General features: G+C 69.3%; 24 protein-coding genes and 1 pseudogene. 19 read left to right on the forward strand and 6 right to left on the reverse strand.

Annotation, left to right across the window (positions count from 1 at the left end):
* The first annotated feature begins 30 nt into the window (after window positions 1-30).
* From ABD732_RS09860 to ABD732_RS09875, 4 genes are all read left to right on the forward strand, one after another.
* Window positions 31-996, forward strand: coding sequence for a bifunctional riboflavin kinase/FAD synthetase (locus ABD732_RS09860; protein ID WP_344783133.1), 966 nt, complete (start codon window positions 31-33; stop codon window positions 994-996).
* A 156-nt stretch (window positions 997-1,152) separates the two neighbouring features.
* On the forward strand, window positions 1,153-1,422 hold the full coding sequence (gene rpsO / locus ABD732_RS09865; RefSeq protein ID WP_344783135.1) for a 30S ribosomal protein S15: 270 nt from the start codon (window positions 1,153-1,155) through the stop codon (window positions 1,420-1,422).
* Window positions 1,423-1,525: 103 nt separating this feature from the next.
* Window positions 1,526-1,987: a VOC family protein gene (locus ABD732_RS09870; protein WP_344783137.1), complete on the forward strand. Its 462-nt coding sequence runs from the start codon at window positions 1,526-1,528 to the stop codon at window positions 1,985-1,987.
* Between the two features lie 319 nt (window positions 1,988-2,306).
* Complete coding sequence (locus ABD732_RS09875; protein ID WP_344783139.1) at window positions 2,307-4,568, forward strand: polyribonucleotide nucleotidyltransferase; 2,262 nt, start codon at window positions 2,307-2,309, stop codon at window positions 4,566-4,568.
* 165 nt (window positions 4,569-4,733) lie between these two features.
* Here ABD732_RS09875 and ABD732_RS09880 read toward each other — a convergent pair whose 3' ends face one another.
* The 3 genes from ABD732_RS09880 to ABD732_RS09890 all read right to left on the reverse strand — a co-directional run bounded on the left by ABD732_RS09880 (window position 4,734) and on the right by ABD732_RS09890 (window position 8,843).
* Window positions 4,734-5,195, reverse strand: a complete 462-nt coding sequence (locus ABD732_RS09880; RefSeq protein WP_344783141.1) for a GNAT family N-acetyltransferase — start codon at window positions 5,193-5,195, stop codon at window positions 4,734-4,736.
* Between the two features lie 29 nt (window positions 5,196-5,224).
* Entirely contained in the window at window positions 5,225-7,276 is a 2,052-nt protein-coding gene (locus tag ABD732_RS09885; RefSeq protein ID WP_344783143.1) for a neutral/alkaline non-lysosomal ceramidase N-terminal domain-containing protein, read from the reverse strand.
* A gap of 97 nt (window positions 7,277-7,373) precedes the next feature.
* Window positions 7,374-8,843 carry an MFS transporter gene (locus ABD732_RS09890; RefSeq protein ID WP_425553018.1) on the reverse strand — a complete coding sequence of 490 codons (1,470 nt, stop codon included), beginning with the start codon at window positions 8,841-8,843 and terminating at the stop codon, window positions 7,374-7,376.
* A 97-nt stretch (window positions 8,844-8,940) separates the two neighbouring features.
* On the opposite strand from ABD732_RS09890, the gene ABD732_RS09895 reads away from it, so the two are divergent.
* From ABD732_RS09895 to ABD732_RS09915, 5 genes are all read left to right on the forward strand, one after another.
* Window positions 8,941-9,420, forward strand: a complete 480-nt coding sequence (locus ABD732_RS09895) for a MarR family winged helix-turn-helix transcriptional regulator (protein ID WP_344783145.1) — start codon at window positions 8,941-8,943, stop codon at window positions 9,418-9,420.
* A gap of 12 nt (window positions 9,421-9,432) precedes the next feature.
* Window positions 9,433-10,917, forward strand: coding sequence for an amidase (locus ABD732_RS09900; protein ID WP_344783147.1), 1,485 nt, complete (start codon window positions 9,433-9,435; stop codon window positions 10,915-10,917).
* 63 nt (window positions 10,918-10,980) lie between these two features.
* Window positions 10,981-11,733 (forward strand): 4-hydroxy-tetrahydrodipicolinate reductase, encoded by a 753-nt coding sequence (gene dapB, locus ABD732_RS09905; protein WP_344783149.1) that lies wholly within the window; start codon window positions 10,981-10,983, stop codon window positions 11,731-11,733.
* Between the two features lie 5 nt (window positions 11,734-11,738).
* Complete coding sequence (locus ABD732_RS09910) at window positions 11,739-12,254, forward strand: hypothetical protein (RefSeq protein ID WP_344783151.1); 516 nt, start codon at window positions 11,739-11,741, stop codon at window positions 12,252-12,254.
* Between the two features lies 1 nt (window position 12,255).
* Window positions 12,256-12,711: a flavodoxin family protein gene (locus tag ABD732_RS09915; RefSeq protein ID WP_344783153.1), complete on the forward strand. Its 456-nt coding sequence runs from the start codon at window positions 12,256-12,258 to the stop codon at window positions 12,709-12,711.
* Between the two features lie 18 nt (window positions 12,712-12,729).
* On the opposite strand, the gene ABD732_RS09920 is transcribed toward ABD732_RS09915, so the two are convergent.
* Together ABD732_RS09920 and ABD732_RS09925 are read right to left on the reverse strand one after the other, a co-directional pair.
* Window positions 12,730-13,248 (reverse strand): hypothetical protein, encoded by a 519-nt coding sequence (locus tag ABD732_RS09920; protein WP_344783155.1) that lies wholly within the window; start codon window positions 13,246-13,248, stop codon window positions 12,730-12,732.
* Window positions 13,249-13,259: 11 nt separating this feature from the next.
* Window positions 13,260-13,640 (reverse strand): winged helix-turn-helix transcriptional regulator, encoded by a 381-nt coding sequence (locus tag ABD732_RS09925; protein WP_344783157.1) that lies wholly within the window; start codon window positions 13,638-13,640, stop codon window positions 13,260-13,262.
* A 131-nt stretch (window positions 13,641-13,771) separates the two neighbouring features.
* On the opposite strand from ABD732_RS09925, the gene ABD732_RS09930 reads away from it, so the two are divergent.
* From ABD732_RS09930 to ABD732_RS09970, 9 genes are all read left to right on the forward strand, one after another.
* Window positions 13,772-14,422 carry an NAD(P)-dependent oxidoreductase gene (locus tag ABD732_RS09930; protein ID WP_344783159.1) on the forward strand — a complete coding sequence of 217 codons (651 nt, stop codon included), beginning with the start codon at window positions 13,772-13,774 and terminating at the stop codon, window positions 14,420-14,422.
* Between the two features lie 99 nt (window positions 14,423-14,521).
* A complete protein-coding gene (locus tag ABD732_RS09935) occupies window positions 14,522-15,802 on the forward strand; it encodes a GDSL-type esterase/lipase family protein (protein ID WP_344783161.1) in 1,281 nt (426 codons plus the stop codon).
* A 27-nt stretch (window positions 15,803-15,829) separates the two neighbouring features.
* The gene (locus tag ABD732_RS09940; protein WP_344783163.1) at window positions 15,830-16,636 is read left to right on the forward strand and encodes a thymidylate synthase; all 807 of its coding nucleotides are present in this window, start codon (window positions 15,830-15,832) and stop codon (window positions 16,634-16,636) included.
* A 31-nt stretch (window positions 16,637-16,667) separates the two neighbouring features.
* The gene (locus ABD732_RS09945; RefSeq protein WP_344783165.1) at window positions 16,668-17,171 is read left to right on the forward strand and encodes a dihydrofolate reductase; all 504 of its coding nucleotides are present in this window, start codon (window positions 16,668-16,670) and stop codon (window positions 17,169-17,171) included.
* The gene (locus ABD732_RS09950; protein ID WP_344783167.1) at window positions 17,168-18,406 is read left to right on the forward strand and encodes a winged helix-turn-helix domain-containing protein; all 1,239 of its coding nucleotides are present in this window, start codon (window positions 17,168-17,170) and stop codon (window positions 18,404-18,406) included. The genes ABD732_RS09945 and ABD732_RS09950 overlap by 4 nt, the downstream gene beginning before the upstream one ends.
* Complete coding sequence (locus tag ABD732_RS09955) at window positions 18,403-19,152, forward strand: class I SAM-dependent methyltransferase (protein ID WP_344783169.1); 750 nt, start codon at window positions 18,403-18,405, stop codon at window positions 19,150-19,152. Before ABD732_RS09950 ends, ABD732_RS09955 begins: the two co-directional genes overlap by 4 nt.
* Window positions 19,149-19,556 (forward strand): helix-turn-helix domain-containing protein, encoded by a 408-nt coding sequence (locus ABD732_RS09960; RefSeq protein ID WP_344783171.1) that lies wholly within the window; start codon window positions 19,149-19,151, stop codon window positions 19,554-19,556. Before ABD732_RS09955 ends, ABD732_RS09960 begins: the two co-directional genes overlap by 4 nt.
* An 82-nt stretch (window positions 19,557-19,638) precedes the next feature.
* Complete coding sequence (locus tag ABD732_RS09965; protein ID WP_344783173.1) at window positions 19,639-20,046, forward strand: VOC family protein; 408 nt, start codon at window positions 19,639-19,641, stop codon at window positions 20,044-20,046.
* Between the two features lie 62 nt (window positions 20,047-20,108).
* Entirely contained in the window at window positions 20,109-20,621 is a 513-nt protein-coding gene (locus ABD732_RS09970) for a hypothetical protein (protein WP_344783175.1), read from the forward strand.
* A gap of 158 nt (window positions 20,622-20,779) precedes the next feature.
* Here the strand turns inward: ABD732_RS09970 and ABD732_RS09975 are convergent.
* Window positions 20,780-22,162: pseudogene (locus tag ABD732_RS09975) on the reverse strand (IS1380 family transposase).
* A 201-nt stretch (window positions 22,163-22,363) separates the two neighbouring features.
* On the opposite strand from ABD732_RS09975, the gene bsh reads away from it, so the two are divergent.
* Window positions 22,364-23,341: a choloylglycine hydrolase gene (gene bsh / locus ABD732_RS09980; RefSeq protein WP_344783177.1), complete on the forward strand. Its 978-nt coding sequence runs from the start codon at window positions 22,364-22,366 to the stop codon at window positions 23,339-23,341.
* Window positions 23,342-23,409: the final 68 nt, after the last annotated feature.

Consider the following 23,409-nt stretch of genomic DNA (forward strand, 5'->3'; position numbering starts at 1 on the left):
TACTCAACCCCGGGGTCGTACCCTGGACGAGTGTTGCGTTGGCGAGGGTTGGATGAGGTGCCCCCGGGCTGGGGTCGCTGTGTGGTCACCATCGGCGTGTTCGACGGGGTGCACCGCGGGCATGCGCAGTTGATCGCGGCGGCCACGCGGGCCGCCGCCGAGCGCGGCATCCCGTCGGTGCTGATGACGTTCGACCCGCACCCGTCGGAGGTGGTGCGGCCGGGTACCCACCCGCCGCAGCTGTCGACTCTGCACCGCCGGGCCGCGCTGGCGCAGGAGATGGGGATCGACGTCTTCTGCGTGATCCCGTTCAACTCGACGCTGGCGGCGCAATCGCCCGAAGAGTTCGTGCACGAGGTGCTGGTGGAGGAGTTGCACGCCGCCGAAGTGGTGGTCGGCAACAACTTCACCTTCGGACACAAGGCCGCCGGCGACGTCGCCAAGCTCACTGAACTCGGCGAGCGCTTCGGTTTCGAGGTGACCGGGGTGTCGCTGTTCGGCGAGCACGCGGTCACCTTCTCGTCCACCTACATCCGCTCGTGCGTGGCCGCCGGCGATGTGGAACTGGCTGCCGAGGCCCTCGGGCGGCCGCACCGCGTCGAGGGCATCGTGGTGCACGGCGAGCAGCGCGGGCGCGATCTCGGTTTCCCGACCGCCAACGTCGCGTCCACCACGCACGCGGCGATTCCCGGGGACGGCGTGTACGCCGCCTGGTTCACGATCCTCAAGAGCGCCAACGAACCCGAGGGGATGGCGATCGGGCAGCGCTATCCGTCGGCGGTGTCGGTGGGGACCAACCCGACCTTCTCCGGCCGCAACCGCACCGTCGAGGCGTACGTGCTCGACGTGGACGCCGACATCTACGGTCAGCACGTGGCGGTCGACTTCGTGAGCCGGATCCGCGGCATGGAGACCTACGACAGCCTGGACGCCCTGATCGCCGCCATCGGCGACGACGTCGACCGCACCCGGGTGATCCTGGGCGGGGACGACTGATCGGGGACGACCGGGCCGAGACGGCAGGCGCGGATTTCTTCCGCTCCGGTGCAGGCTGGTAGCCTGGGCCGTCGGCGTTGCTGCAGTCCGTGGCGGCGCGCCCTCCGCGAGTTCGCGGGGCATATGGACACGGAACTGAAACAGAGGAGATCAGCCATGGCTTTGACCGCTGATGAGAAGAAGACCGTCCTCGCCGAGTACGGCGTGCACGAGAGCGACACCGGTTCGCCCGAGGCCCAGATCGCGCTGCTGACCAAGCGCATCACCGATCTGACCGAGCACCTCAAGTTCCACAAGCACGACCACCACAGCCGCCGTGGCCTGCTGCTGCTGGTCGGCCGTCGCCGCCGCCTGCTCAAGTACTTGCAGAGCGTCGACATCAACCGCTACCGCTCGCTGATCGAGCGCCTGGGTCTGCGTCGCTGACCTTCGTTTCTTCCGACGGCCGCTCCACCACATCGGTGGGGCGGCCGTCGTCGTCTCCGGCGGGAAGACTCACACTGTGCGGCCCGAGTGTCATGCTGGATTCATGAGCGGAACCTCGATCACCCCGTCCGCCTGCTATCGCGATCCGGCCGCGGCGGCCGCCTGGCTGTGCGCGGCCTTCGGCTTCGAGATCGTCGTGCAGATCGATGCCCCGGACGGCGCCCCGGCGAACTGTCACTACGAGATCGGCCGGGATCAGGCGCGGATCGCGATCGGCGGCCGCTGGGCCGACTGGACGGCGGTCCCCGACGGCACCGTCACCGGGTGGCTGTCGGTGCACCTGCCGGACGAGCTCGGGGCGGACGGCCTGGACGCGCATTGCGCGCACGCGCGCGCCGCCGGCGCCGTGATCGACGCAGAACCGGCCGACGAGTTCTTCGGTGCCCGCCGGTACCGGGCCGTCGACCCGGGAGGGCACCGCTGGAGTTTCCAGGTCCAGGTGCGCGAGGTGAGCAGAGCCGAGGCCGAAGAACACCTCGGGATCGAGATCGCCCGCTGGGAGTGACCGGGAGACGCCGGACTCGCGGAACGGTGCTGACCTGGGGCCGGAGCCGGCGGGTGATACGCTGGTACCGGACGATGCGCCCTATGAGCGCGTCCGGATGTGTCGCCAGGGATGGTCCTCGGTAGTGGCTGCCGGAACATCTACGTTCCGGCAGCTTCGATCGAAGGCCCTCTCACCACCGCGCACGAAGCGCGGTACACCTCTGGGCCCTGCCCGCAGTGCCACGTCCGGGCCCGTGCACCTGCACCGGGTCCGCCACTGCATATCCGCCGGTCAGCGCACACTGCGCCCGGCGACACGAAAGGGATTCAACCAATCCATGACTGATGTCAACGACTACGACGGTGACGAGATCACCGAAGTCTCCTGTGTGATCGACAACGGCTCCTTCGGCAAGCGGACCATCCGCTTCGAGACGGGGCGACTGGCCCTGCAGGCCGCCGGCGCCGTCGTCGCCTACCTGGACGAGGGGACCATGATCCTCTCCACCACCACCGCCTCGAAGCACCCGAAGGAGCACTTCGACTTCTTCCCGCTGACCGTGGACGTGGAAGAGCGGATGTATGCCGCCGGCCGCATCCCCGGTTCGTTCTTCCGCCGTGAGGGCCGCCCGTCCACCGACGCGATCCTCACCTGCCGCCTGATCGACCGCCCGCTGCGCCCGACCTTCGTCGACGGCCTGCGCAACGAGATCCAGGTGGTCGAGACCATCCTGTCGCTGGATCCGAAGGACCTGTACGACGTCGTCGCGATCAACGCCGCGTCGGCCTCCACTCAGATCTCCGGCATCCCGTTCTCCGGCCCGGTCGGCGCCGTGCGCGTCGCCCTGATCCCGTCCGCCGAGAACAAGGCCGGCCAGTGGGTCGCCTTCCCGACCGTCGAGCAGCTCGAAGGCGCCGTCTTCGATATGGTGGTCGCCGGCCGGATCGTCTCCGGCAACGGAGCCGACGCCGACGTCGCGATCATGATGGTGGAGGCCGAGGCCACCGACAACGTCCTCGAGCTGATCGCCGACGGCGCGCAGGAGCCCAACGAGGCCATCGTCGCCGAGGGCCTGGAGGCCGCCAAGCCGTTCATCGCGCAGCTGTGCGAGGCCCAGAAGCAGCTGGCTTCGGCCGCCGCCAAGGAGACCCGCGAGTTCCCGCTGTTCCCGCCCTACCAGGAGGATGCCTTCGAGGCCGTCTCCGAGTTCGCCACCGACCGTCTCTCGCAGGTGCTGGCGATCGCCGCCAAGGCCGAGCGCGAGGACGCCACCGATGCGCTCAAGGCCGATGTGCTCGCAGAGCTCGGCGAGCGTTTCGAGGGCCGCGAGGGCGAGATCGGCGCAGCCTTCCGCTCGCTGACCAAGAAGCTCGTGCGCCAGCGCATCCTGACCGATCACTTCCGTATCGACGGTCGCGGCATCACCGACATCCGCGAGCTGTCGGCCGAGGTCGGCGTGATCCCGCGGGCACACGGCAGCGCGCTGTTCGAGCGCGGCGAGACCCAGATCATGGGCGTCACCACGCTGGACATGGTGAAGATGGCGCAGCAGATCGACTCGCTCGGTCCGGAGACCTCCAAGCGCTACATGCACCACTACAACTTCCCGCCGTACTCGACCGGTGAGACCGGCCGCGTCGGCTCGCCGAAGCGCCGCGAGATCGGTCACGGCGCACTCGCCGAGCGGGCCCTGATGCCGGTGCTGCCGAGCGTCGAGGAGTTCCCGTACGCGATCCGCCAGGTGTCCGAGGCCCTCGGCTCCAACGGCTCCACCTCGATGGGCTCGGTCTGTGCCGCGACCCTGTCGATGCTGAACGCCGGTGTGCCGCTGAAGGCGCCGGTCGCCGGTATCGCCATGGGCCTGGTGTCCGACGAGGTCACCATCGACGGCAAGACCGAGACCCGCTACGTCGCCCTGACCGACATCCTCGGTGCCGAGGATGCCTTCGGCGACATGGACTTCAAGGTCGCCGGCACCAAGAACTTCGTGACGGCGCTGCAGCTGGACACCAAGCTCGACGGCATCCCCTCGCCGGTTCTCGCCGGTGCGCTCAGCCAGGCCAAGCAGGCCCGGATGACCATCCTGGACGTGATCGCCGAGGCGATCGACGAGCCGGACGAGATGAGCCCGTACGCGCCGCGGATCACCACCATCAAGATCCCGATGGACAAGATCGGCGAGCTGATCGGCCCCAAGGGCAAGACGATCAACGGCATCACCGAGGAGACCGGCGCCAGCATCTCGATCGAGGACGACGGCACCGTGTTCATCGGCGCTGCCGACGGAGCTTCGGCCGAGGCCGCGATCGACAAGGTCAACGCCATCGCCAATCCGCAGCTGCCCAAGGTGGGCGAGCGCTTCCTGGGCACCGTCGTCAAGACCGCCCCGTTCGGCGCCTTCGTCTCGCTGCTGCCGGGTCGCGACGGCCTGGTCCACATCTCCAAGCTGGGCAACGGCAAGCGCATCGGCAAGGTCGAAGACGTGGTGAACGTCGGCGACAAGCTGCAGGTGGAGATCGCCGACATCGACGAGCGCGGCAAGATCAGCCTCGTTCCGGTGCAGGCGGACGCTCCGGCCACCGAGACGGCCGACGCCTGATCGGTCACCGACCGCCACTCCGGCCCGCGCTTCCCACACCGGGAGTCGCGGGCCGGAGTCGTCTCCGGACTCGCGCGCACTGAATCCGGCCGACTCCTCACTGCCGTCGGATCGGCGCATTCTGCCGAGTGCGCGTAGCCGAAGTCACGCGCGTGGCCGGAATCGTCAGCCGAGTTCGCGGGTGTAGAGCAACATCCGGTAGTCGGTGCCCGGCTCGATGTTGACCCAGCCGTGGCGTTCGTAGAAGCGGCGGGTGTCGGTGTCGACCTCGTCGACGTTGATGTGCAGCTCGCCGCCGCCGCGGGCGACGACCTCGTCGACCACCGCGGTCAGCAGTCCGGTGCCGATGCCGGCGTCCCGAAGGCCGGGGACCACGTACAGCTCGTCGAGCACGGCGAGGGGGCCGTCGCAGTAGATCGTCGGGCGCAGGGTGACCGTAGCGAAACCGGTTGCGGCACCGTCCTTTTCGGCGAGCAGCGCGAAGGCGGCCGGCTCGGCGAGGAGTCGGGCGTAGCGTTCGGTCAGCACCTCGACCGGCGGGGTGGGCGAGTCGAACTCGGTGTCGAAGTCGTACTGGAGCCGGGCCAGCAGCCCGGCGTCGGCGACGGCGGCCAGACGGGTACTCATGACCCCAGATTAGACCGGACGGCGCGGTGTCAGACGACGTCGACGAGGCCGGAGTCGCCGGTGATCTCGGTGAGCCGGCCCGAGGCGGACTTGGCGTCGCCGAAATAGCGGATGCGATAGCTCCCGGGCTCGGCGTCGCGGGGGATACGCCAGGTGACGGTGATCTTGGAGGCCGAGGCGCTTCCGCCCGGCCGGATCCACGCCAGCTCGGTACTGGCGTGGTCGTCGTCGTAGGCGGTGTCCCAGCCGGTCGCCGTCCGGCGCTCGACGACGAAGTAGCCCTTGCTGTTCGCGCCGCGCCGCACCCGGTTGGCCGGATGAGCGCCGCAGAACGCCGCGGTGATCGTGGTGCCGCGGGCAGCCCGTCGCTTCGGTGCGGTGACCAGTGAGCCGAAGCGATGACCGGGCATCGGGGTGTCGGCGGGCGGTGCGCCGAGCAGGTCGGGCTGCAGCCCGCTGCGATCGGCCGGGCGCGGTCCCGCATCGGCGCGACGGCCTCGGGCCATCGCGCGGGCCATGGTGTGGAACTCCTGCATGTAGGCGCAGAGCGTCCACCGCCCGAACAGGGTGGCGCCGCCCTCGTACTGCTGCTCCACGTACTCCTCGGGGGTGGTCACGTACTGCGAGTAGCCGTTCGAATAGCCCTGCAGGAGGACGTTCTGCAGGGGTACGTCCAGTGCGTCGGCGACCACCTGCCGGATGCGCAGACCGGAGACCACGGTGGCCTCGGCCGGCAGTGCGGCGAACACCAGGTCGCCGATCCGGATCAGCTGCAGCGGCAGCGTCTGCTCCACCCAGGTCCGAGGCGGCATCAGCCCCAGCGGGAAGAGCGGCATCTTCGGCGACTGCGAGTCGCTGATCCACGGTTCGACCGTCGGGCGGGCACCGGCGCCGAGGGCCATCGCGAACTCGTTGCGGAACCCTTCCTGGAGGATCGCCAGCTGGCTGCGGGTGTTGTCCTCCTGGCTGGTGGCCGCCGAGGCGACACCCATGATCGCCGGGCTGGTGCGCACCGCCTTGCCGTGCGGGGTGTAGTCCCCACGCACACGGACGTCGGCGAGGTTCACATAGCGCGTCGCCGAGTCGACGCCGGTGCGCGACATGGCCTGCGCGCCGTGCAGGGCCGTGCGCCCGGCCCGGTCCTGACGCTGGCCGATCAGCACGTTGTTGGTCCGGTTGTCGGCGGTCGGCCCGCCGGGCGCCATCTTGCGCAGCCACAGGTTGGGCGACATGTCGCCGGCATTGGTCTGCGCGTGCGCGCTGATCACCCCGGAGTCACGCTGTTCGCCGAGGTAGGAGGCGTAGCCCTTGTTGTCCGGGCCGATCTGGAAGTTGGCGTCGGTCAGTGAGGTGCCGTGGGTGGCGAACCAGGTGATCTCGCCGATCGTCCGGCCGGCCTGGCGCAGCCGCAGCGCGGTGACCTGCGGATCGATGCGCTCGGGGAAATGCCGTTTGTCCGCGCGCGGATTACGGTCGAAGGCTTGCCGGGAACGGTTGGCCGAGGCGTTGTGCAGCTCGGCGCGGCCCAGTTCGACGGTGCCGGGGGCCAGGGAGTCGTGAGCCCGGGCCACCGCGTCGAGCAGGCCGGCGAGCTCGGCTTGCAGCGAGTTGCGCCGGTGGCCCATGGCCGCCAGGACGTAGGCGTAGTCCCACGAGGTTCCGCCGCACGAGTTGTGGTTGTGCGTGGCGTTGATGTTGACGTTGTGCACGTTGTAGGTGCCGCCGTAGCGCTTGGCGAGTTCGGCGAGCAGCAGCGTGTGGTGCGAGGTGAAGATGCAGGCGATGTCGGCGGTGATGAACAGCACCCGTTCGCCGGTGGCGGCGTCGGCGATCACGTAGGCCCGCGCCCAGGTGCGCTGAAGCAGACCTGCGGCCACTTGTTCGGCGTCCGAGTAGCCCATCATGCCTTGCCCGGCGATTGCGCCGGTCATGTCACCCTTGCCGGCGCCGACCAGGTAGCCGGAGCCGCCCGGAGCAGCGGTGGCGGGACCGGCGAGGCCCCCGGCGGCACCCAGGGCACCGGCCCCGGCGGCCGTCACCGCGGCCGCCTGCAGCAGATTTCGGCGTGAAATACCGGACACGTCAGCTCCCCGACTAGAACTTGTTCCAACTCGAGGAAGGTTAACTCACCGGTAGGGGCCGCGGCGGCCGGGGTGGACCGTGATCAGTGCCGGGCGATCAGTGCCGGGCGCTGACGGCGGCCTGCAGCTCTTCCGGGGTCAGCTTCTCAGCTCGGAACGGGTACACCATCAGGGCCAGCACCGCGCCGACGGCCGCAGCGACGGCGCCGATGATGAAGCAGGCCTGGTAGGCGCCCAGCGTCGGGATCTCGACCCCGGTGGGGCCGAAGTCCATCGTCGCGCTGGTGAGCACGACGGCCATGACGGCACCGGAGACGGTGGTGCCGACCGACCGCATGAGGCCGTTGAGCCCCACCCCGGCGCCGGCATCCTGCGGCGGGACGTTCTCCAGGATCAGGGTCGGCATGGCGGCGTAGCCGATACCGACGCCGGCCGAGCCGATGCAGGTGGCGACCAGCAGTTGCCAGGGCGCACCGGTCATGAAGACGGCCAGCACGTACCCGGCGGACAGGACCGCACCGCCCAGCGCGAGGGTGCGGCGACCCCCGATGGTGGTGAGCAGCCTGCTCGACACCGGGGCGAACAACAACATCATCAGGCCGCCGGGCGCCATCCAGAGGCCCGCCTGCAGGACTGACTGACCCAGGCCGTAGCCGGTTTCGCTCGGCGTCTCCAGCAGCTGCGGGATGACGATGGCCTGGGCCATCATGCCGAAGCCGATCAGCACGGCGGCGAGGTTGGTCATCAGCACCGGACGGCCGGACATGGTGCGCAGGTCGACCAGGGGGTCGTCCTGCCGCAGCTCGAACAGCCCCCACAGGACCAGCACGGCGATGCCGCCGATGATCAGGCCGATGGTGGTGGCCGAGCCCCAGCCCCAGTCGTTGCCCTTGGAGACGCCGACCAGGAAGGCGACCAGTCCGACCGCCAGTCCGAGGGCGCCGATCATGTCGAGGCGCCCGGGGTTGGCGTCGTGGACGTGGGGAAGGATCAGCAGTGCCATCAGGGTCATCGCGGCCGCCAGGCCCAGGGACACCCAGAACAGGGCGTGCCAGTCGAGGGAGTCGGCGATCAGTGCGGCCAGCGGCAGGCCGAGCGCGCCGCCGACGCCCAGCATGGCGCTGATCGAGGCGACTGCCGTGTTCACCATGCGCACCGGTGCCACTTCGCGGACGAAGCTGATCGCGACCGGGATGTAGCCCATGGCCAGGCCCTGCAGGACGCGTCCGGCGAGCATCGGCAGCAGCGTGTCGGACAGGGCGCAGAGCAGCGATCCGACCAGCAGGATCACCGACGAGGCCACCAGCACCGGCTTCTTGCCGAACAGGTCGGCGAGCCGCCCGGCGACGGGCATCGCCACGGCGCCGCCGAGGAGGGTGGCGGTGACCACCCAGGAGGCGTTCGACCGCGAGGTGTTCAGCAGGTCCGGCAGTTCCAGCTGGATCGGGATCACCAGCGACTGCATCAGCGAGGCGAACAGGCTGGACAGTCCCAGGACCGCGATGATTACGACCGGGTTCTTCGAGGTGGTGGCGCGCGGCCTGGGCGGCGAAGCGGGAGAGTTCACGAATAATGTCCTAAACGGGTAAGTGTGTAATCTGCACAGGCAATGAGTGTGTAGATTACACACGCTTGGCCGACGGCGGAATTTCACGGAGGTGAAGGTGAGGCAGAACACCGGAGAGGGTCCGGAACTGGGCGACGAGGCGAGCCGACGGCTCGGGGGCGCCATGGGGCGCCTGGAAGCGTTGCGCCGCCATCGCGTCGACTCCGGTGCTCCCGACTCGCCCGGCACCGCCGACATGCGGCTGCTCTGGTTGCTGCGCGATTCGGGGCCGCAGACGCTCAGCGAAATCACCGCGGCCCTCGGGCTGGAGCGGTCGACGGTCAACCGCCAGGTCAACGCGGCGGTGGACGCCGGACTGCTGGACAAGACGCGGGTGTCGGGGTCGAGTGCGCACCGGGTCGCGCTGACCGGCGAGGGACAGCGCGCCTTCGAGCGCGGCGCCCGCCACATCCTGTCGTCGATCGAGCGTGCGCTCGCCGAGATGGGGCCCCGGGACGCGATGACGCTGATCGACCTCGTGGAACGGTTCGTGGACGTCTACGGTCGACAGTTGGGGGATCCTCCCAAGGAGTACTGAGAAGGGCGTGCCATGAACATCGACGAGTACATGAGTTACGACGCGACCGGGCTCGCGAAGCTGGTGGCCGACGAACAGGTGACTCCCGCCGAACTGCTCGATCTGGCACGCCGGCGGCTGCGCGAGGTGAACCCGGCGATCAACGCCGTGGTCGCCGAGACCACTCGAGCCGCGAACACTCAGGTCGGTGGCGACCTGTCCGGCCCCTTCGCCGGGGTGCCGTTCTTGCTCAAAGATCTGTCCCAGGAGTACCGGGGCTATCCGACGACCGCGGGCTGCAGGGCGCTCAAAGACGTGGTCGAGACCGAGAACGCCCTGGTGACCGATCGTTTCCTGGACGCCGGACTGGTGGTGGCCGGCAAGACGAACACGCCCGAACTCGGTGCGAAAGGCGTGACCGAGCCTTCGCTGTGGGGCCCGTCCCGGAACCCCTGGGACACCTCGCGGACGCCGGGCGGCTCGTCGGGCGGCTCGGCGGCCGCGGTAGCCGCGGGAATCGTTCCCGCCGCCGGGGCCAACGACGGCGGCGGCTCCATCCGCATCCCCGCCGGCTGCACCGGCCTGGTCGGCCTCAAGCCCAGCCGTGGCCTGGCACCGTACGGACCGCAGACCGGCGAGCCGATGTTCGGGATGGCGGTGCAGGGCGTGGTGACCCGGACGGTGCGCGACAGCGCCGGCCTGATGGACGCGATCATCGGTGACTTCCCCCTGGCCGACTACCGTGCGGCACGGCCGGCGCGCCCGTTCGCCGAGATCGTCGCCGAGCGCCCGGGCACGCTCCGCATCGCCTACTCGGCGCACTCGGCGATCAGCGGCGAGCCGACGCCGGAAGCGCGGAAGTCGATGGAGGCCACCGCAGCACTGCTGACCGATCTCGGCCACGAGGTGACCGAGATCGATCCGCCCTACGACGACAAGGCGCTCGCTGAGACGTTCCTGACCATCTGGTTCGCCCAGCTGGCCGGCCAGGTGGCCGAGATCAAGGAACGCACCGGGGCCGGCGACTCCGACTTCGAGGCCGACACCCTGGCGATGGTGGAGATCGGGCGGGCCAACGGGGTGGTCGCGGCGCTGCGGGCGATCGGCGAGATCTCCGGGTACACCCGCGCCATGGACGGGTTCTTCGACGACCACGACTACTTCATGACGCCGACCATCGGCCAGGCGCCGGTCGAGGTGGGGGCGCTGGACACCCCGGGGCCGCTGCAGGTCGGCGCCCGTCTGGCGCACCGCCTGCACGGCGGCAAAGCGCTGCTGAAGACCGGGATCATCGATCAGATGATCGAAGAGAACCTCGGCTGGGTGCCGTACACGCAGATGGCCAATCTGACCGGCCGCCCGGCGATCAGCGTGCCCGTGTATTGGACCGACGAGGGGCTGCCGCTGGGCACCCAGTTCAACGGCCCGCTCGGTTCGGACGGGGCGCTGCTGCAACTGGCCGCCCAACTGGAGGAGGCCAGTCCCTGGATCGGGCGCTTCCCAGCGCAACCGGTGTGAGCGCGCCCGGTGGCCCGCGCCCTAGACTCGTCAGCAACGACGTCGAGCGACAGAGGTGAACAGATGAGCGACGCACTCCGGGTCGGGGTACTGGGTAGCAGGGGCAAGGTCGGGCAGGCCATCGTCGAGGGCGTGCAGGCCGCTCCCGACACCGACTTCACCGTCGGTGTGGACAAGGGTGACGCACTGGATGCCTTCGTGGACTCGCAGACCCGGGTGGTCGTGGACTTCACGCACCCGGATGTGGTGATGGACAACCTGAAGTTCCTGATCGACCACGGCATCCACGCCGTCGTCGGCACCACCGGCTTCACCCAGGAGCGGCTCGATCAGGTGAGCGAGTGGCTGTCCGTCGCGCCGGAGGTCGGTGTGCTGATCGCGCCGAACTTCGCCATCGGCGCCATCTTGTCGATGCACTTCGCACAGAAGGCGGCGCCGTACTTCGACTCCGCGGAAGTGGTCGAGCTGCACCATCCGTACAAGGCCGATGCGCCGTCGGGCACCGCCGGACGCACCGCCAAGCTGATCGCCGAGGCCCGGGCCGAAGCCGGCTCCGCGCCGATGCCCGATGCCACCTCGACCGGCCTGGACGGGGCCCGGGGCGCCGACGTCGACGGAGTGCGCGTGCACTCCGTCCGGCTGGCCGGGCTGGTGGCGCACCAGGAGGTGTTGTTCGGCACGCAGGGGGAGACGCTGACCATCCGGCACGATTCGCTCGACCGGACGTCGTTCGTCCCCGGCGTGCTGCTGGGCGTCCGCGAGATCGGCGCGCACCCGGGCCTCACGGTGGGGCTCGACGGCTTCATGGATCTGTGACGACCATGGCAGCCAAGCAGAAGGACGCCCGGCCGCTGGTGCTGATGATCGGCTTCATGGTCTTCGCGATCGCGGTCTACCTGGTGCTGCTCAGCCGCTCGGCGGTGCGCCTGATCGAGGCCGGCGGCGTCGTGGGCATCGGGCTGGGCGTCGGCGTCTTCGTGCTCCCGCTGATCGGGGTGTGGATCGTGGTGCAGACCCTGCGATCGGGAATCGAACACCAGCGGATGTCCGCCGCCGTCGCCGAGGCCGGCCGGGACCTGAACGTCGCCCACCTGCCGCACCGTCCCTCCGGGCGGCTGGAGCGTGAGGCCGCCGACGACCTCTTCGCCGAGGTGAAGCAGGAATGGGAAGCCGATCCGTCGGACTGGATGAGCACCTACCGGATCGCCCGCGCCTACGACTACGCCGGCGACCGCGGCCGTGCCCGGGAGATGATGCGCCGCGCCTCCGAGGGCTACCGCGCCGCGAAAGCCTCAGGGACACTGGCGGATCCGGCCGCGCCGCAACCGGGAAGCTGACATGGCGCGCCTGCTGATCGTCCATCACACGCCGTCGCCGCACTGCCAGGAGATGCTGGAGGCGGTGATCTCCGGGGCGAGTGATCCGGAGATCGAGGACGTCGAGGTGGTGCGCCGCGCGGCACTGACGCTGTCGCCGGTCGACGTGCTCGAAGCCGACGGCTACCTGCTCGGCTCGCCGGCCAACCTCGGCTACATGAGCGGGGCGCTCAAGCACGCCTTCGACGTCGTCTACTACCCGTGCCTGGATTCGACCACCGGCCGTCCGTACGGACTGTTCATGCACGGCAACCAGGGCACCGAGGGCGCCCAGCGCAGCGTGCACTCCATCGCCGGCGGCCTGGGCTGGGAGCAGGCGGCCGACGACGTGGTGATCTCGGCCAAGCCCGGCAAGGACGAGCTCGAGGCGTGCTGGGAGCTGGGTGCGACCGTCGCTGCTCGACTTATGGAGGCGTGATCGGCTGCCCCGGCCGATCTATGTGCGGGCCGGGTGGTGCATGGGGGCAACAATGGCCGCTCGGGCGGGAGTCTGGTTGAGACCTGCCCACGCGGCCTGCATCTCCGCGGTGACGTCGGTGCCGACCGTGCGGACCCACCGGAGGGTGGGTTGCCGTCCGTTGATGTGGGTGACGAGACGGGTCTGCTCGATGACTGCGGCGTCGACTTCCCGCGCCTCGATGAGGTTGAAGTCGATGTCGAACACGAGGAACACGGCGGTGGTGAAGTCAGTGGAACGAAACGCGCCGAACTTCGCCGCGGTGCCCGCTGATCGCACTCCCATCGCCTTGACCTGGATGCGGTCACCGGCCGGCGTGGTGATGTCGTGCGACTTGGTGCTGTTGGGTTCCAGAACACCGTCCCGCGCCGCGTGGACCACAGCCTCGGCGACGTCACCCAAGGGTTTGTTGCCGGTGCGGACGAGGCCGCGCCGCCGCAGCTCGGCGAGGACGGCGCCGTCGAGTCGGAGTAGGTCCTGCACCCCCAGCGCCGTCAAGTCGACGGAAGTCACTGGGAGGTACCGCTGACGAGCCGCTGGTGCGACCCGCGGGCCGCGAGCACCTGCACCATGTGCTCGTTCGCCCACGCCTCGAGGGCGCGCAGCGGGGTGCGGAGCGACTGGCCGAGGGCGGTGAGTTCGTACTCCACGCGCGGCGGGATCTCCGGATACTGCGTCCGTTTCACCAGGCCGTCGTGTTCCAGGCCGCGCAGAGTCTGCGTGAGCATCTTCTGCGAGATGCCGTCGATCCGCCGAGCGATCTCGCTGAACCGCCGAGGACCGTCGTCGAGGGTGCCGATCACCAGGACCGTCCACCGGTCGCCGATGCGGTCGAGGAGGGCGCGGCTCGGGCAGTTGCGGTCGTACGGGTCCCACGCGGGCTCGGTCATGGCTCCTCCTCTATGGCCTTCCGGTGACTAAGTTACCAGCAAGTGCCTACTTACCATCAGAGAGTAAGCGCCCTACAGTGAGTGACAGGAGGTCCGGAGATCTGCTCCGGACCGCGCGAGTAGGAGAAGACATGGCACGCATCACGATTCTGGGCGGCACGGGCTACGCGGGCGGACACCTCGTCGCCGCCGCGGCGGCCAAGGGACACTCGGTCGTCGCCTACAGCCGCACGCTGCCGGAGGCGCCGGTCGCCGGCGTCGAGTACCGGACCGGTGATGTGACCGACGCCGCGGTGCTGGAGTCCGCGGTGTCCGGGACGGACGTCGTCGTCTCGGCGCTCTCGCCCCGCGGGAAGTTGGAGGGCGCCGGACTGCTCCGCGCGATCGAGGAGAAGCTGGCCGGCCTCGCACGGACCCGCGGTGTCCGATTCGGCGTGGTGGGTGGCGCCGGTTCGTTACTGGTGGCCCCGGGCGGGCCCGCGGTGGCCGACGGCGACGACTTCCCGGCCGAGATCACGCCCGAGGCCGATGAGATGGGCGCCGTCCTCGACGATCTGCGGGCCAGTGACCCGTCGCTCGACTGGTTCTATGTGAGCCCGGCCGGCGGCTTCGGCGCGTGGGCTCCCGGCGAGGCCACGGGCACCTACCGGCTCGGCGGCGATGTGCTCCTGGCCGACGACAACGGTGAGTCCTTCATCTCCGGGGCCGACCTCGCCGATGCCGTCGTCACCGAGATCGAGACTCCCGCGCACCGCCGCGCCCGGTTCACCGTCGCCTACTGACTCTGACCCAAAGGCGCCCGCCGCCCGGTGTCTGCGAGTACTTTGCGGTCCATGCGTGCGGGGTCGTGGGGACGAAGGTCAAGGGAACGAACGCTCGCGGTGCTCGCGACGGCGATGTTCGTTCCGGTGGCGCCGGCGGTGACCGGGACGGGCCCGGCCACCGCCGCGCCGGCGCCGTGCACCACCGACTGGATCACCGCTGCCGCGGCGAGTCCCACCGACCCGTCCCTGGTGGATCCGCGGCTCACTCCGCTGGTCTCCGGTGGTGATCAGACCTACCGGGTGACGGTGTTCCCGGCCGTCGACGGCACCGACGTGCGGGTGCGGTTGACCAACCGCTACCGGCCCAGCGCGCTGCGGGTCGGCGCCGCGACGGTCGGCGCCAAGGGGCGCGGGGCCGCTCTGGCCTCGGCGGCCACTCCGGTCACCTTCGGCGGCAAGCGCTCGGTCACCCTGGCACCGGGCGCCGACGTGCTGTCCGATCCCGTCGGCATCCCGGTCGGGGGAGGCGAGCCGCTGGCGGTGAGCGTCTACGTGGCCGGCGCCGGGCTCGCGCCGACCGGGCATTTCAACGCCAACACCACGGGCTACTACACGCCGCCGGGCAGCGGCGACGCGGCCGCTGACCGCAGCGGTCGCCGGTACACCCTCACCACCACGTCGCTGCCGATCGTGTCGGGGCTGGACGTGCGGCCCTCCCGTCCAGCCGCCACGGTGGTGGCCTTCGGTGATTCGATCACCGACGGTTACGTCGCGAACAGCTACTTCACCGTCCCGGAGGATCCGTCGGTGGTGGACCGCCGGGTGCGCTACCCGGACTTCCTGCAGCGCCGCCTGGACGCGGTCGGCCGGTCGACGGCGGTGGTGAACGCGGGGATCTCGGGCAACCTCGTCACCGAGTCGGGCACCTTGCCGATGTTCGGTCCCTCCGGCCTCAGCCGTCTGGACCGTGACGTGCTGGCACTGGACGGGGTGAGCGATGTGCTGCTGCTCGAAGGAGCCAACGACCTGGCCACACCGGCCGCCTCCGACTACCGCGGGTTGGTGGCGAGCTACACCGGCATGATCAATCGCCTGCATCGCGCCGGAAAGCGCGTTCACCTGGGGACGCTGACCCCTATGGACGGTTCGTGGCGCCACGGTCTGGCCTCCCCGCAGGCCGACGCCGAGCGGCAGCGGATCAACCGCTGGATCCGCGATCAGAAGCTGTCGGACTCGGTGATCGACTTCGACAGCGCGGTGCGCGATCCCAGTGATCCGAGCGTGCTCGCCGCGAAGTACGCCGGCCCGGACCGCGTCCACCCGAATGCCGCCGGATACCGGGCGATGGCCGGGGCGGTCGACCTCGACGCTCTGGCCGGTGCGGCCTGCCGTGATTGAGTGCGCGTAATCAGTAGACTCACCCGTGTGAGCGCGACCATCCCCACCCCGTACGAGGATCTGCTGCGCCGGGTCTCCGCGACCGGCACGCCCAAGGCCGACCGGACCGGGACCGGGACGCGAAGTGTCTTCGGGGCCCAGCTGAGGTTCGACCTCGCCGAGGGATTCCCGCTGATCACCACCAAGAAGGTGCATCTCAAGTCGATCGTCTACGAGCTGCTGTGGTTCCTGCGCGGCGACTCCAATGTGCGTTGGCTGCAGGAGCACGGCGTGACCATCTGGGACGAGTGGGCCGCCCCGGACGGCGACCTCGGGCCCGTCTACGGCGTGCAGTGGCGCAGCTGGCCGACGCCGTCGGGGGAGCACATCGACCAGATCCAGGCCGCCCTCGACCTGCTGAAATCTGATCCGGACTCGCGCCGCAACATCGTCTCGGCGTGGAACGTCGGCGAGATTCCACAGATGGCCCTGCCTCCGTGCCATGCCTTCTTCCAGTTCTACGTGGCCGACGGGAAGCTCAGCTGCCAGCTCTATCAGCGCAGCGCCGACCTGTTCCTCGGCGTACCCTTCAACATCGCCTCCTATGCGCTGCTCACGCACATGATGGCGCAGCAGGCCGGCCTCGAAGTCGGCGATTTCATCTGGACCGGCGGCGACTGCCACATCTACGACAACCACGTCGCGCAGGTGCGCGAGCAGCTCGCCCGCGACCCGTACCCGTACCCGAAGCTCGAACTGCGTCCGGCGGCGTCGATCTTCGACTACACCTACGAGGACGTGCAGGTTCTCGACTACCAGTCGCATCCGCCGATCAAGGCGCCGGTCGCGGTCTGACCGCGGTGCCGGGCGGGGAAAGGAAGCGAACATGACGATCGCCTTGGTCTGGGCGCAGGATCGGGTCGGCGCCATCGGCCGGCGCGGCGCCATCCCGTGGAACGTGCCCGAGGACATGGCGCACTTCCGTGAGGTGACCGGACAGGGTGCGGTGATCATGGGCCGCAAGACGTGGGAGTCGTTACCCGAACGGTTCCGCCCGCTGCCGGGTCGCCGCAACGTGGTCCTCACTCGGGCGCAGGGCTACGCCGCCGACGGTGCCGAGGTGATGAACGACCTCGACGCGGCGCTGGACCTGGTGGGCCGGGTCGCGTCGGTGATCGGCGGCGGCGAGATCTACCGGGCCGCCATGGCGCACGCCACCGCCCTGCTGGTGACCGAGATCAGCGCCCTGGTCGACAGCGCCGACGCCTTCGCTCCGGAAGTGGACCCCGACACCTGGGAGGCGGTGGAGTCCTCGGAGTGGCAGCGCTCGCGCACCGGGACCGTGTACCGCTTCGTGGAGTACCGCCGCATCGACTACCGCGGGCGGTGAGCGCCGACCTGTCGGGGGCCGCCGCCCGGCGAATCGCGCTGGCGGCGCAGGGATTCGCCGACCGTGTCCCGGTGGGCCCGCCGACGCGCACCCACTTGCGCCGGGTCGTCGCACGCACCCGGCTGCTGCAGATGGATTCGGTGAACATCCTGACGCGGGCGCACTACATGCCGGCGTTCAGCCGCCTCGGCGGATACGACGAGAAGATCCTCGATCGCGCCGCCTGGCGATCGTCGGCCCGGACGCCGCGTCTTTTGGCGGAGTACTGGGCGCACGAGGCCGCGCTGATCCCGGTCGAGGACTGGCCGCTGTTCGGCTGGCGCATGCGCCAGTACGCTGACGGGCGCTGGCGGTACACCCGGGAAGTGCTGCAGCGCAATAGATCTCTGACCGGCGACGTGCTCGGGGTGATCACCGGGGAGGGCGCCAGCACGCCCCGCGAGATCGAGGGCGTCCTCGGCATCGATCGGCCCGCCGCCGGGAAGGGGAGTTGGTGGGATCGCGGTGAGGTGAAGCACGTGTGCGAAGCGCTGTTCGCGGCCGGCACGTTGTCGTCGGTACGCAACGATCACTTCGTCCGGCACTACGACCTCGCCGAGCGGGTCGTGGGCGATCACTGGGCCGCCACCGACGTGGCCGAGACCGACGCCGTCCGGGAGCTGGTGGCGCGTGCGGCCGCCGCGCACGGCATCGCCACGACGGCGGACCTCGCCGACTACTACCGCCTCAAGACGACGCAGGTCCGCGCAGTGCTCGACGACCTCCTCGACGAGGGCACCCTGCACCGGGTGAGGGTGCACGGCTGGGACGAGCCGGCGTTCCTGCACGCCGAGGCGCGGACTCCGCGCCGGGTCGCCCGGTCGGCGCTGCTGTCCCCGTTCGATCCGCTGGTCTTCTACCGGCCGCGCACGCAGCGGCTCTTCGATTTCCACTACCGGCTGGAGATCTACGTTCCGGCGCACAAGCGGGTGCACGGCTACTACGTGCTGCCGTACCTGCTCGACGAGCACCTGGTCGCCCGGGTTGATCTGAAAGCCGACCGCCGGGCCGGGGTGCTGCACGTGCTCGCCGCGCACAGCGAACCCGGCACCGACGGCGGCACCGTCGCCGAAGCCCTGAACGCCGATCTGCGGGCGATGGCGTCCTGGCGCGGACTCGGCGAGGTCGTCGTGCATCCCCGCGGCGACCTGGCCGCAGCCCTCGCCGCCTGCGGGGGAGTCGGAGCGGCGCCGTGACGAACTGGTTCACCAGCGGGGGAGCAGGCTACGCCGCGCACCGGCCGACCTATCCGGCGGAGCTCGCCCGGGCACTGGCGGAACTCGCGCCGGCGCGACGTCTCGCCGTGGACGTCGGCTGTGGATCCGGGCAGTTCACCGTCCTGCTCGCCGAGTGCTTCGACGAGGTGATCGGACTCGATCCGAGCGACGACCAGCTCGCCCATGCCGTCGCCCGCGACGGCGTGGAATACCGGCGAGCAAGAGCGGAGGAGACAGGCCTCGCCGACGCCTGCGCCGACCTGATCACCGTCGCCCAGGCCGCCCACTGGCTGGACCTGCCGCCCTTCTACGACGAGGTGCGCCGGATCGCCGCCGACGGCGCCGTCCTCGCACTGATCACCTACGGCGCCGCCGATCTGCCGCCCGACCTGCAGCCTCGATTCGACCGGCTGTACCGTGACGAACTGGGGCCGTACTGGCCGCCCGAGCGACGCCACATCGACGCCGGCTACGCCGACCTGGAGTTCGGGTTCGACCGCCTGCCGGTCGCGGCGCCGGCGATCGAGCGGGAGTGGACGCTCGGTGAGTTCACCGCCTACCTGGAGACCTGGTCGGCCGCCCGGCGCGCGGCCGCCGCCGGCGACGGACACCTGATCGACCGTTTCGCCGCCGACATCCGCGACAGCTGGGGGCCGGGTCGCCGTCGCGTCCGGTGGCCGCTCACGGTGGTGGCCGGCCGCGTCGAGCGGTCCGACCTCCGATGAGCGCGCAGACCCCGCAGACGCTCGCGCACCTGCGCCGGGCGCGGGATCTGATGGACCGGGACTACGCCCGGCCCCTCGACGTGCCCGCGATGGCCGCCCGGGCGCTGATGTCGCCGTCGCACTTCTCCCGGGAGTTCAAGACCGCCTACGGCGAAACGCCCTACGGCTACCTGGTGACCCGGCGCGTGGAGCGGGCGATGGCGCTCCTGCGGGCCGGATCCACGGTCACCGATGCGTGCATGGCCGTGGGCTTCTCCTCCCTGGGGTCGTTCAGCAGCACCTTCACGCGGCTGGCCGGGGAGACGCCGTCGGCGTACCGGTCGCGGCCGCACGGGGCGATGGAGGCGCTGCCGTCGTGCATGACGAGACTCCTGGCGCGGCCGACACCGTTCGGCCCCCGGTAGTCCGGGACCCGGTGAACGCATTCCGGCGATCCGAGCAGGATTGGAGAAGCGATCCGCCCGCGGCGGTTCTAGCGTGGAATCCATGACGAACACGATCACTCTCACCGCCACTCCCATCACCGTCGACGACGTCGACGAGGCCTTGCGGTTCTACCGCGACGCGCTCGGCCTCGAAGTGAAGCTCGATGTCCCCAACGGCGACTTCCGCTGGGTCACGCTCGGCCCCCCGGACTCCGACTCGAACATCGTGCTCTCGCAGCCGGGCGCGGGCCGCTCACCGGAGGACGGCGAGGCTCTGCACCGCCTGGTCGCCAAGGGAACGATGGGGCCGTACATCTTCAGCGTCGACGACCTCGACGCCGTCTTCGAGAAGGTCTCCGGCTCCGGCGCCGAAGTGCTGCAGGAGCCGGTGCAGCAGCCGTGGGGCCCGCGCGACTGCGCCTTCCGGGATCCGGCCGGCAACATGGTGCGGATCAACGCCTCCTCCTGAACGCCTCCTCCTGTCCGGCTCCGCCTCCGGGGCGCCGGTCCGCGCACGCTAGGGTCACGCCTGTGAATCGGATCGAGATCTACGGGCGGTGGCCGACCACGCTGCCCGGGGAGAGGCCGGCCCAGCTCGCCGTCGCGGCCAAGGACGGCCGGTACGCGCTGCTCTACACCGAGACCGGGGACTGGGAGGCGCTCGCCTTCGCCTATGACGAGGAGGCCGCCCGCCGGGCCGCCCGGCTCATCGGGCACATCGTCGCCATGCCCGAGCACGCCCGGATCGGCGGTGAGGGCGTCGAATCGGGGGCGGGCACCGACCATCCGGGCGTCGAGTGGGTGACTCCCGACGAGATCCTCGACGACCCGAACGCGGCCGTGCGGATCGCCGGGCACTCCATGCGGCGGCTCTGGGTGCTGCCGAGCACCGACGGCGACGTGCTCGGGCTCCTGGACCCGGACGGCGAACCCAGCGACCTCGCCGAGTTCGGTTCGGTGGCCGCCGCCGACACCTTCATCGCCGTGATCGATGCGCTGATCCGGGACCCGAGGTACACGGTGGAGGCCGGCGAGTCGCACTAGCCTCACTGTTTCATGTCGCGGTGAGCAGCGACGCTGAAGGCGGTCTTCGGGCCGTTTCGGTCTGATTTCGTCGGTTGGGCGTGTTTGGTGCCCGACTCATCGCGTCGGGTGAGCGGGTTCCGGGGGTCCTTCGGGGTTGTCGGGGCAGGGTTCGGTGGTTAGCCGAAAGCGGTGCGTATTCGGTGCCAGCCAGCGGCGATGGCCTGAGCCCATCGCCATGTCTTGTCGATTCGCAGCGTGTTTGCCGAGCTCCTCGGGTGATGCGGGCGGCCACGTGCAGCACCCGGTAGCGGAATGCGGCGATCTCGCAGCGGGCCAGCACCGGGTCGCCTGCGAAGGCGATGAGTTTGGTCCAGGCGATCAGGTCGGTGGCCATGAGGACGACTTCGAGCCAGGCGGCGTTCTCATTGAAGGCGCGGCAGGGCAGGTTGCGTAGCCCGGTGGCTTTGGCCTGCCGGATCCGGTCCTCCACCCGAGCATGCTGGCGGTGGCGCAGTTCCAAGCCAGCAACGTTTCCGGCGATCACCCGGGGCTCGGTGTCGGTGAGGAATGCGGTGATGCGCATGCCATCTGAGTCGGTGAACCTCAGCTGCGCCCCCAGGGTGCGGCCGTTCTTTGCGCAGGATCAACCTCGATCCTTCCGGCCAGGCCGACAGGTCGATGTTGGGTGTCACTTCGGTGACCCAGGCACCGTCGCGGATGCCATCGTCTTCGATGGCCGGGTGCCAACACTGCTCGGGGATGCCGTCGACGAGGTTCTTGATGCGAAAGTCCACCGGGAATCCGAACGAGAACCCCACCCCGCGCTCGCGGCAGGCGGCAGCGAAGGCGCGGGTGGCGCCCGCCGAATCCGAACGCACCACCACTGGCTGACTGCCCGGAGCGCCAGGGGTGGGCCGGGCCTGCACCGGTAGCGAGGCCAGGGCCATATCCAGAACTTCGATGTGATCGGCGGCGGTGTTGGATCCGGCGTTGCCGGGCCGCAACAACCCGCCGAGTGCCTCTCCGCCGGCGATGTCGGGGCGGTCCAGGAACGCCAGCAGCGGGTGGAACCCGAACGTTCGCTTCCAGGTAGCGGCCGCGTTCTCCTTCTCGCTGTGGGCGAGGGTGATCGTGGCATCCAGATCGATACGCAGCTCGCGGGAAAGGTCCGGGCCAGCGCCGGCGGCCCACGCCTTCTGCCGGGCCTCGGCCCGAGCTGCACGCACCCCAGGCAGATGACCGGTATCGACTCGGTCCAGCACTCGCCACGCGGTGGGCATCGAGGCCACCGGACCGAACACGTCCTGGCGATCGCCCAGAACCTGGATGCCGGTGATTGCCGACGCACCATCGGCGACCGCGACGGCCATATCGGTCAGCACCTGCCCTGGTGAATGGATCCACGGCCCGCGGTAGGTGTCGGCGACAGCGTCGTCGAGCCCGCAGGTCAAGCCTGTGTACTCGGCAATCTCCCGCAGCATCCCCAGCCCAGCATGGGAGACCACGCCCGAGCCATCCGCACTGACCTTCAACCGTCGAAATGACCCGCTAGACTTCACCCGGGGAGTGCTCCTTGAACTGGTATGACGTTGACCGTAGACAAGTCACATCATCCCAGTTCAGGGGCGCTTCCTACATCATTTCAGAGCCTAAACCTCACACTGCGCATGAAACGCTGAGGCTAGTGCTGCGCCCCCGAATCTGCTAAACATGAAAAAGCTCCCCTCCCTCGGGGAGCGACCGGACAAGGGAGGCGCACTATGTGCACCGGTCTCAGCTACACCACCAAGAACCACTACTTCGGAAGAAACCTCGACCTGGAATTCTCCTACAACGAGAAGGTCACCATCACTCCCCGAAACTTCCCATTCGAGTTTCGCCGAGTCCCACCCCTGCCCACTCATCACGCCATCATCGGCATGGCCACCACCGCCGACGGCTTCCCGCTCTACTACGACGGAACCAACGAAAAGGGCCTCAGCATGGCGGGCCTCAACTTCCCGGACAACGCCGACTACAAACCCGAAGCTGCCGACAAGACCAACATCGCGCCCTTCGAGTTCATCCCCTGGGTCCTGGCCCAGTTCGACACGGTCACCCAGGTGGAAACCGCCCTGACGAAGGTCAACCTGGTCGACATCCCCTTCAACGACGACTTCCCGCAGTCACCGTTGCACTGGATCATCTCCGATAGCGACAGGTCCCTCGCTGTGGAGAGCGTGAGATCCGGGTTGCGCGTTTACGACAACCCGTACGGCGTCCTGACCAACAACCCGACCTTCGACATCCAGAGCTTCAATCTGAACAACTACATGCACCTGTCGACCAACCCACCGGAAAACAACTTCTCCGACCAGCTCCGGTTCGACACCTACAGCCGAGGGATGGGGGCCATCGGGCTACCCGGCGACCTTTCCTCAGCCTCACGGTTCGCCAAGGCCGTTTTCACCAAGATGAACTCGATCTCCGGAACATCCGAGTCAGAATCTCTGAGCCAATTCTTCCAAATCCTTGGCTCGGTAGCGCAACAACGCGGATGCGTACGAGTAGGCGGCGAGGACTCATACGAAATCACCATCTACTCGTCCTGCTGCAACACCGACACCGGCGTCTACTACTACACCACCTACGAGAACAGCCAGATCACAGGCGTCGACATGCACAAAGTAGACCTCGACTCCGAAGAGCTCGTCGACTACCCACTGACCAAAGGCCAGCAGATCGCCATGCACAACTAACAAGGAAAGCAGTACAACCTACTGGCGCCTAGCCTCGGCCTTTCACGGGCCGGTGAGTCGAGCCGTTG

The organism is Gordonia caeni (assembly GCF_039537105.1).
Lineage (GTDB): Bacteria > Actinomycetota > Actinomycetes > Mycobacteriales > Mycobacteriaceae > Gordonia > Gordonia caeni.

Excerpts from the sequence above, each read along its gene's own strand:
- rpsO (WP_344783135.1), top strand. The coding sequence starts at position 1,153 with ATGGCTTTGACCGCTGATGAGAAGAAGACCGTCCTCGCCGAGTACGGC.
- ABD732_RS09870 (WP_344783137.1), top strand. The coding sequence starts at position 1,526 with ATGAGCGGAACCTCGATCACCCCGTCCGCCTGCTATCGCGATCCGGCC.
- ABD732_RS09875 (WP_344783139.1), top strand. The coding sequence starts at position 2,307 with ATGACTGATGTCAACGACTACGACGGTGACGAGATCACCGAAGTCTCC.
- ABD732_RS09880 (WP_344783141.1), bottom strand. The coding sequence starts at position 5,195 with ATGAGTACCCGTCTGGCCGCCGTCGCCGACGCCGGGCTGCTGGCCCGG.
- ABD732_RS09900 (WP_344783147.1), top strand. The coding sequence starts at position 9,433 with ATGAACATCGACGAGTACATGAGTTACGACGCGACCGGGCTCGCGAAG.
- dapB (WP_344783149.1), top strand. The coding sequence starts at position 10,981 with ATGAGCGACGCACTCCGGGTCGGGGTACTGGGTAGCAGGGGCAAGGTC.
- ABD732_RS09910 (WP_344783151.1), top strand. The coding sequence starts at position 11,739 with ATGGCAGCCAAGCAGAAGGACGCCCGGCCGCTGGTGCTGATGATCGGC.
- ABD732_RS09915 (WP_344783153.1), top strand. The coding sequence starts at position 12,256 with ATGGCGCGCCTGCTGATCGTCCATCACACGCCGTCGCCGCACTGCCAG.
- ABD732_RS09925 (WP_344783157.1), bottom strand. The coding sequence starts at position 13,640 with ATGACCGAGCCCGCGTGGGACCCGTACGACCGCAACTGCCCGAGCCGC.
- ABD732_RS09930 (WP_344783159.1), top strand. The coding sequence starts at position 13,772 with ATGGCACGCATCACGATTCTGGGCGGCACGGGCTACGCGGGCGGACAC.
- ABD732_RS09945 (WP_344783165.1), top strand. The coding sequence starts at position 16,668 with ATGACGATCGCCTTGGTCTGGGCGCAGGATCGGGTCGGCGCCATCGGC.
- ABD732_RS09960 (WP_344783171.1), top strand. The coding sequence starts at position 19,149 with ATGAGCGCGCAGACCCCGCAGACGCTCGCGCACCTGCGCCGGGCGCGG.
- ABD732_RS09965 (WP_344783173.1), top strand. The coding sequence starts at position 19,639 with ATGACGAACACGATCACTCTCACCGCCACTCCCATCACCGTCGACGAC.
- bsh (WP_344783177.1), top strand. The coding sequence starts at position 22,364 with ATGTGCACCGGTCTCAGCTACACCACCAAGAACCACTACTTCGGAAGA.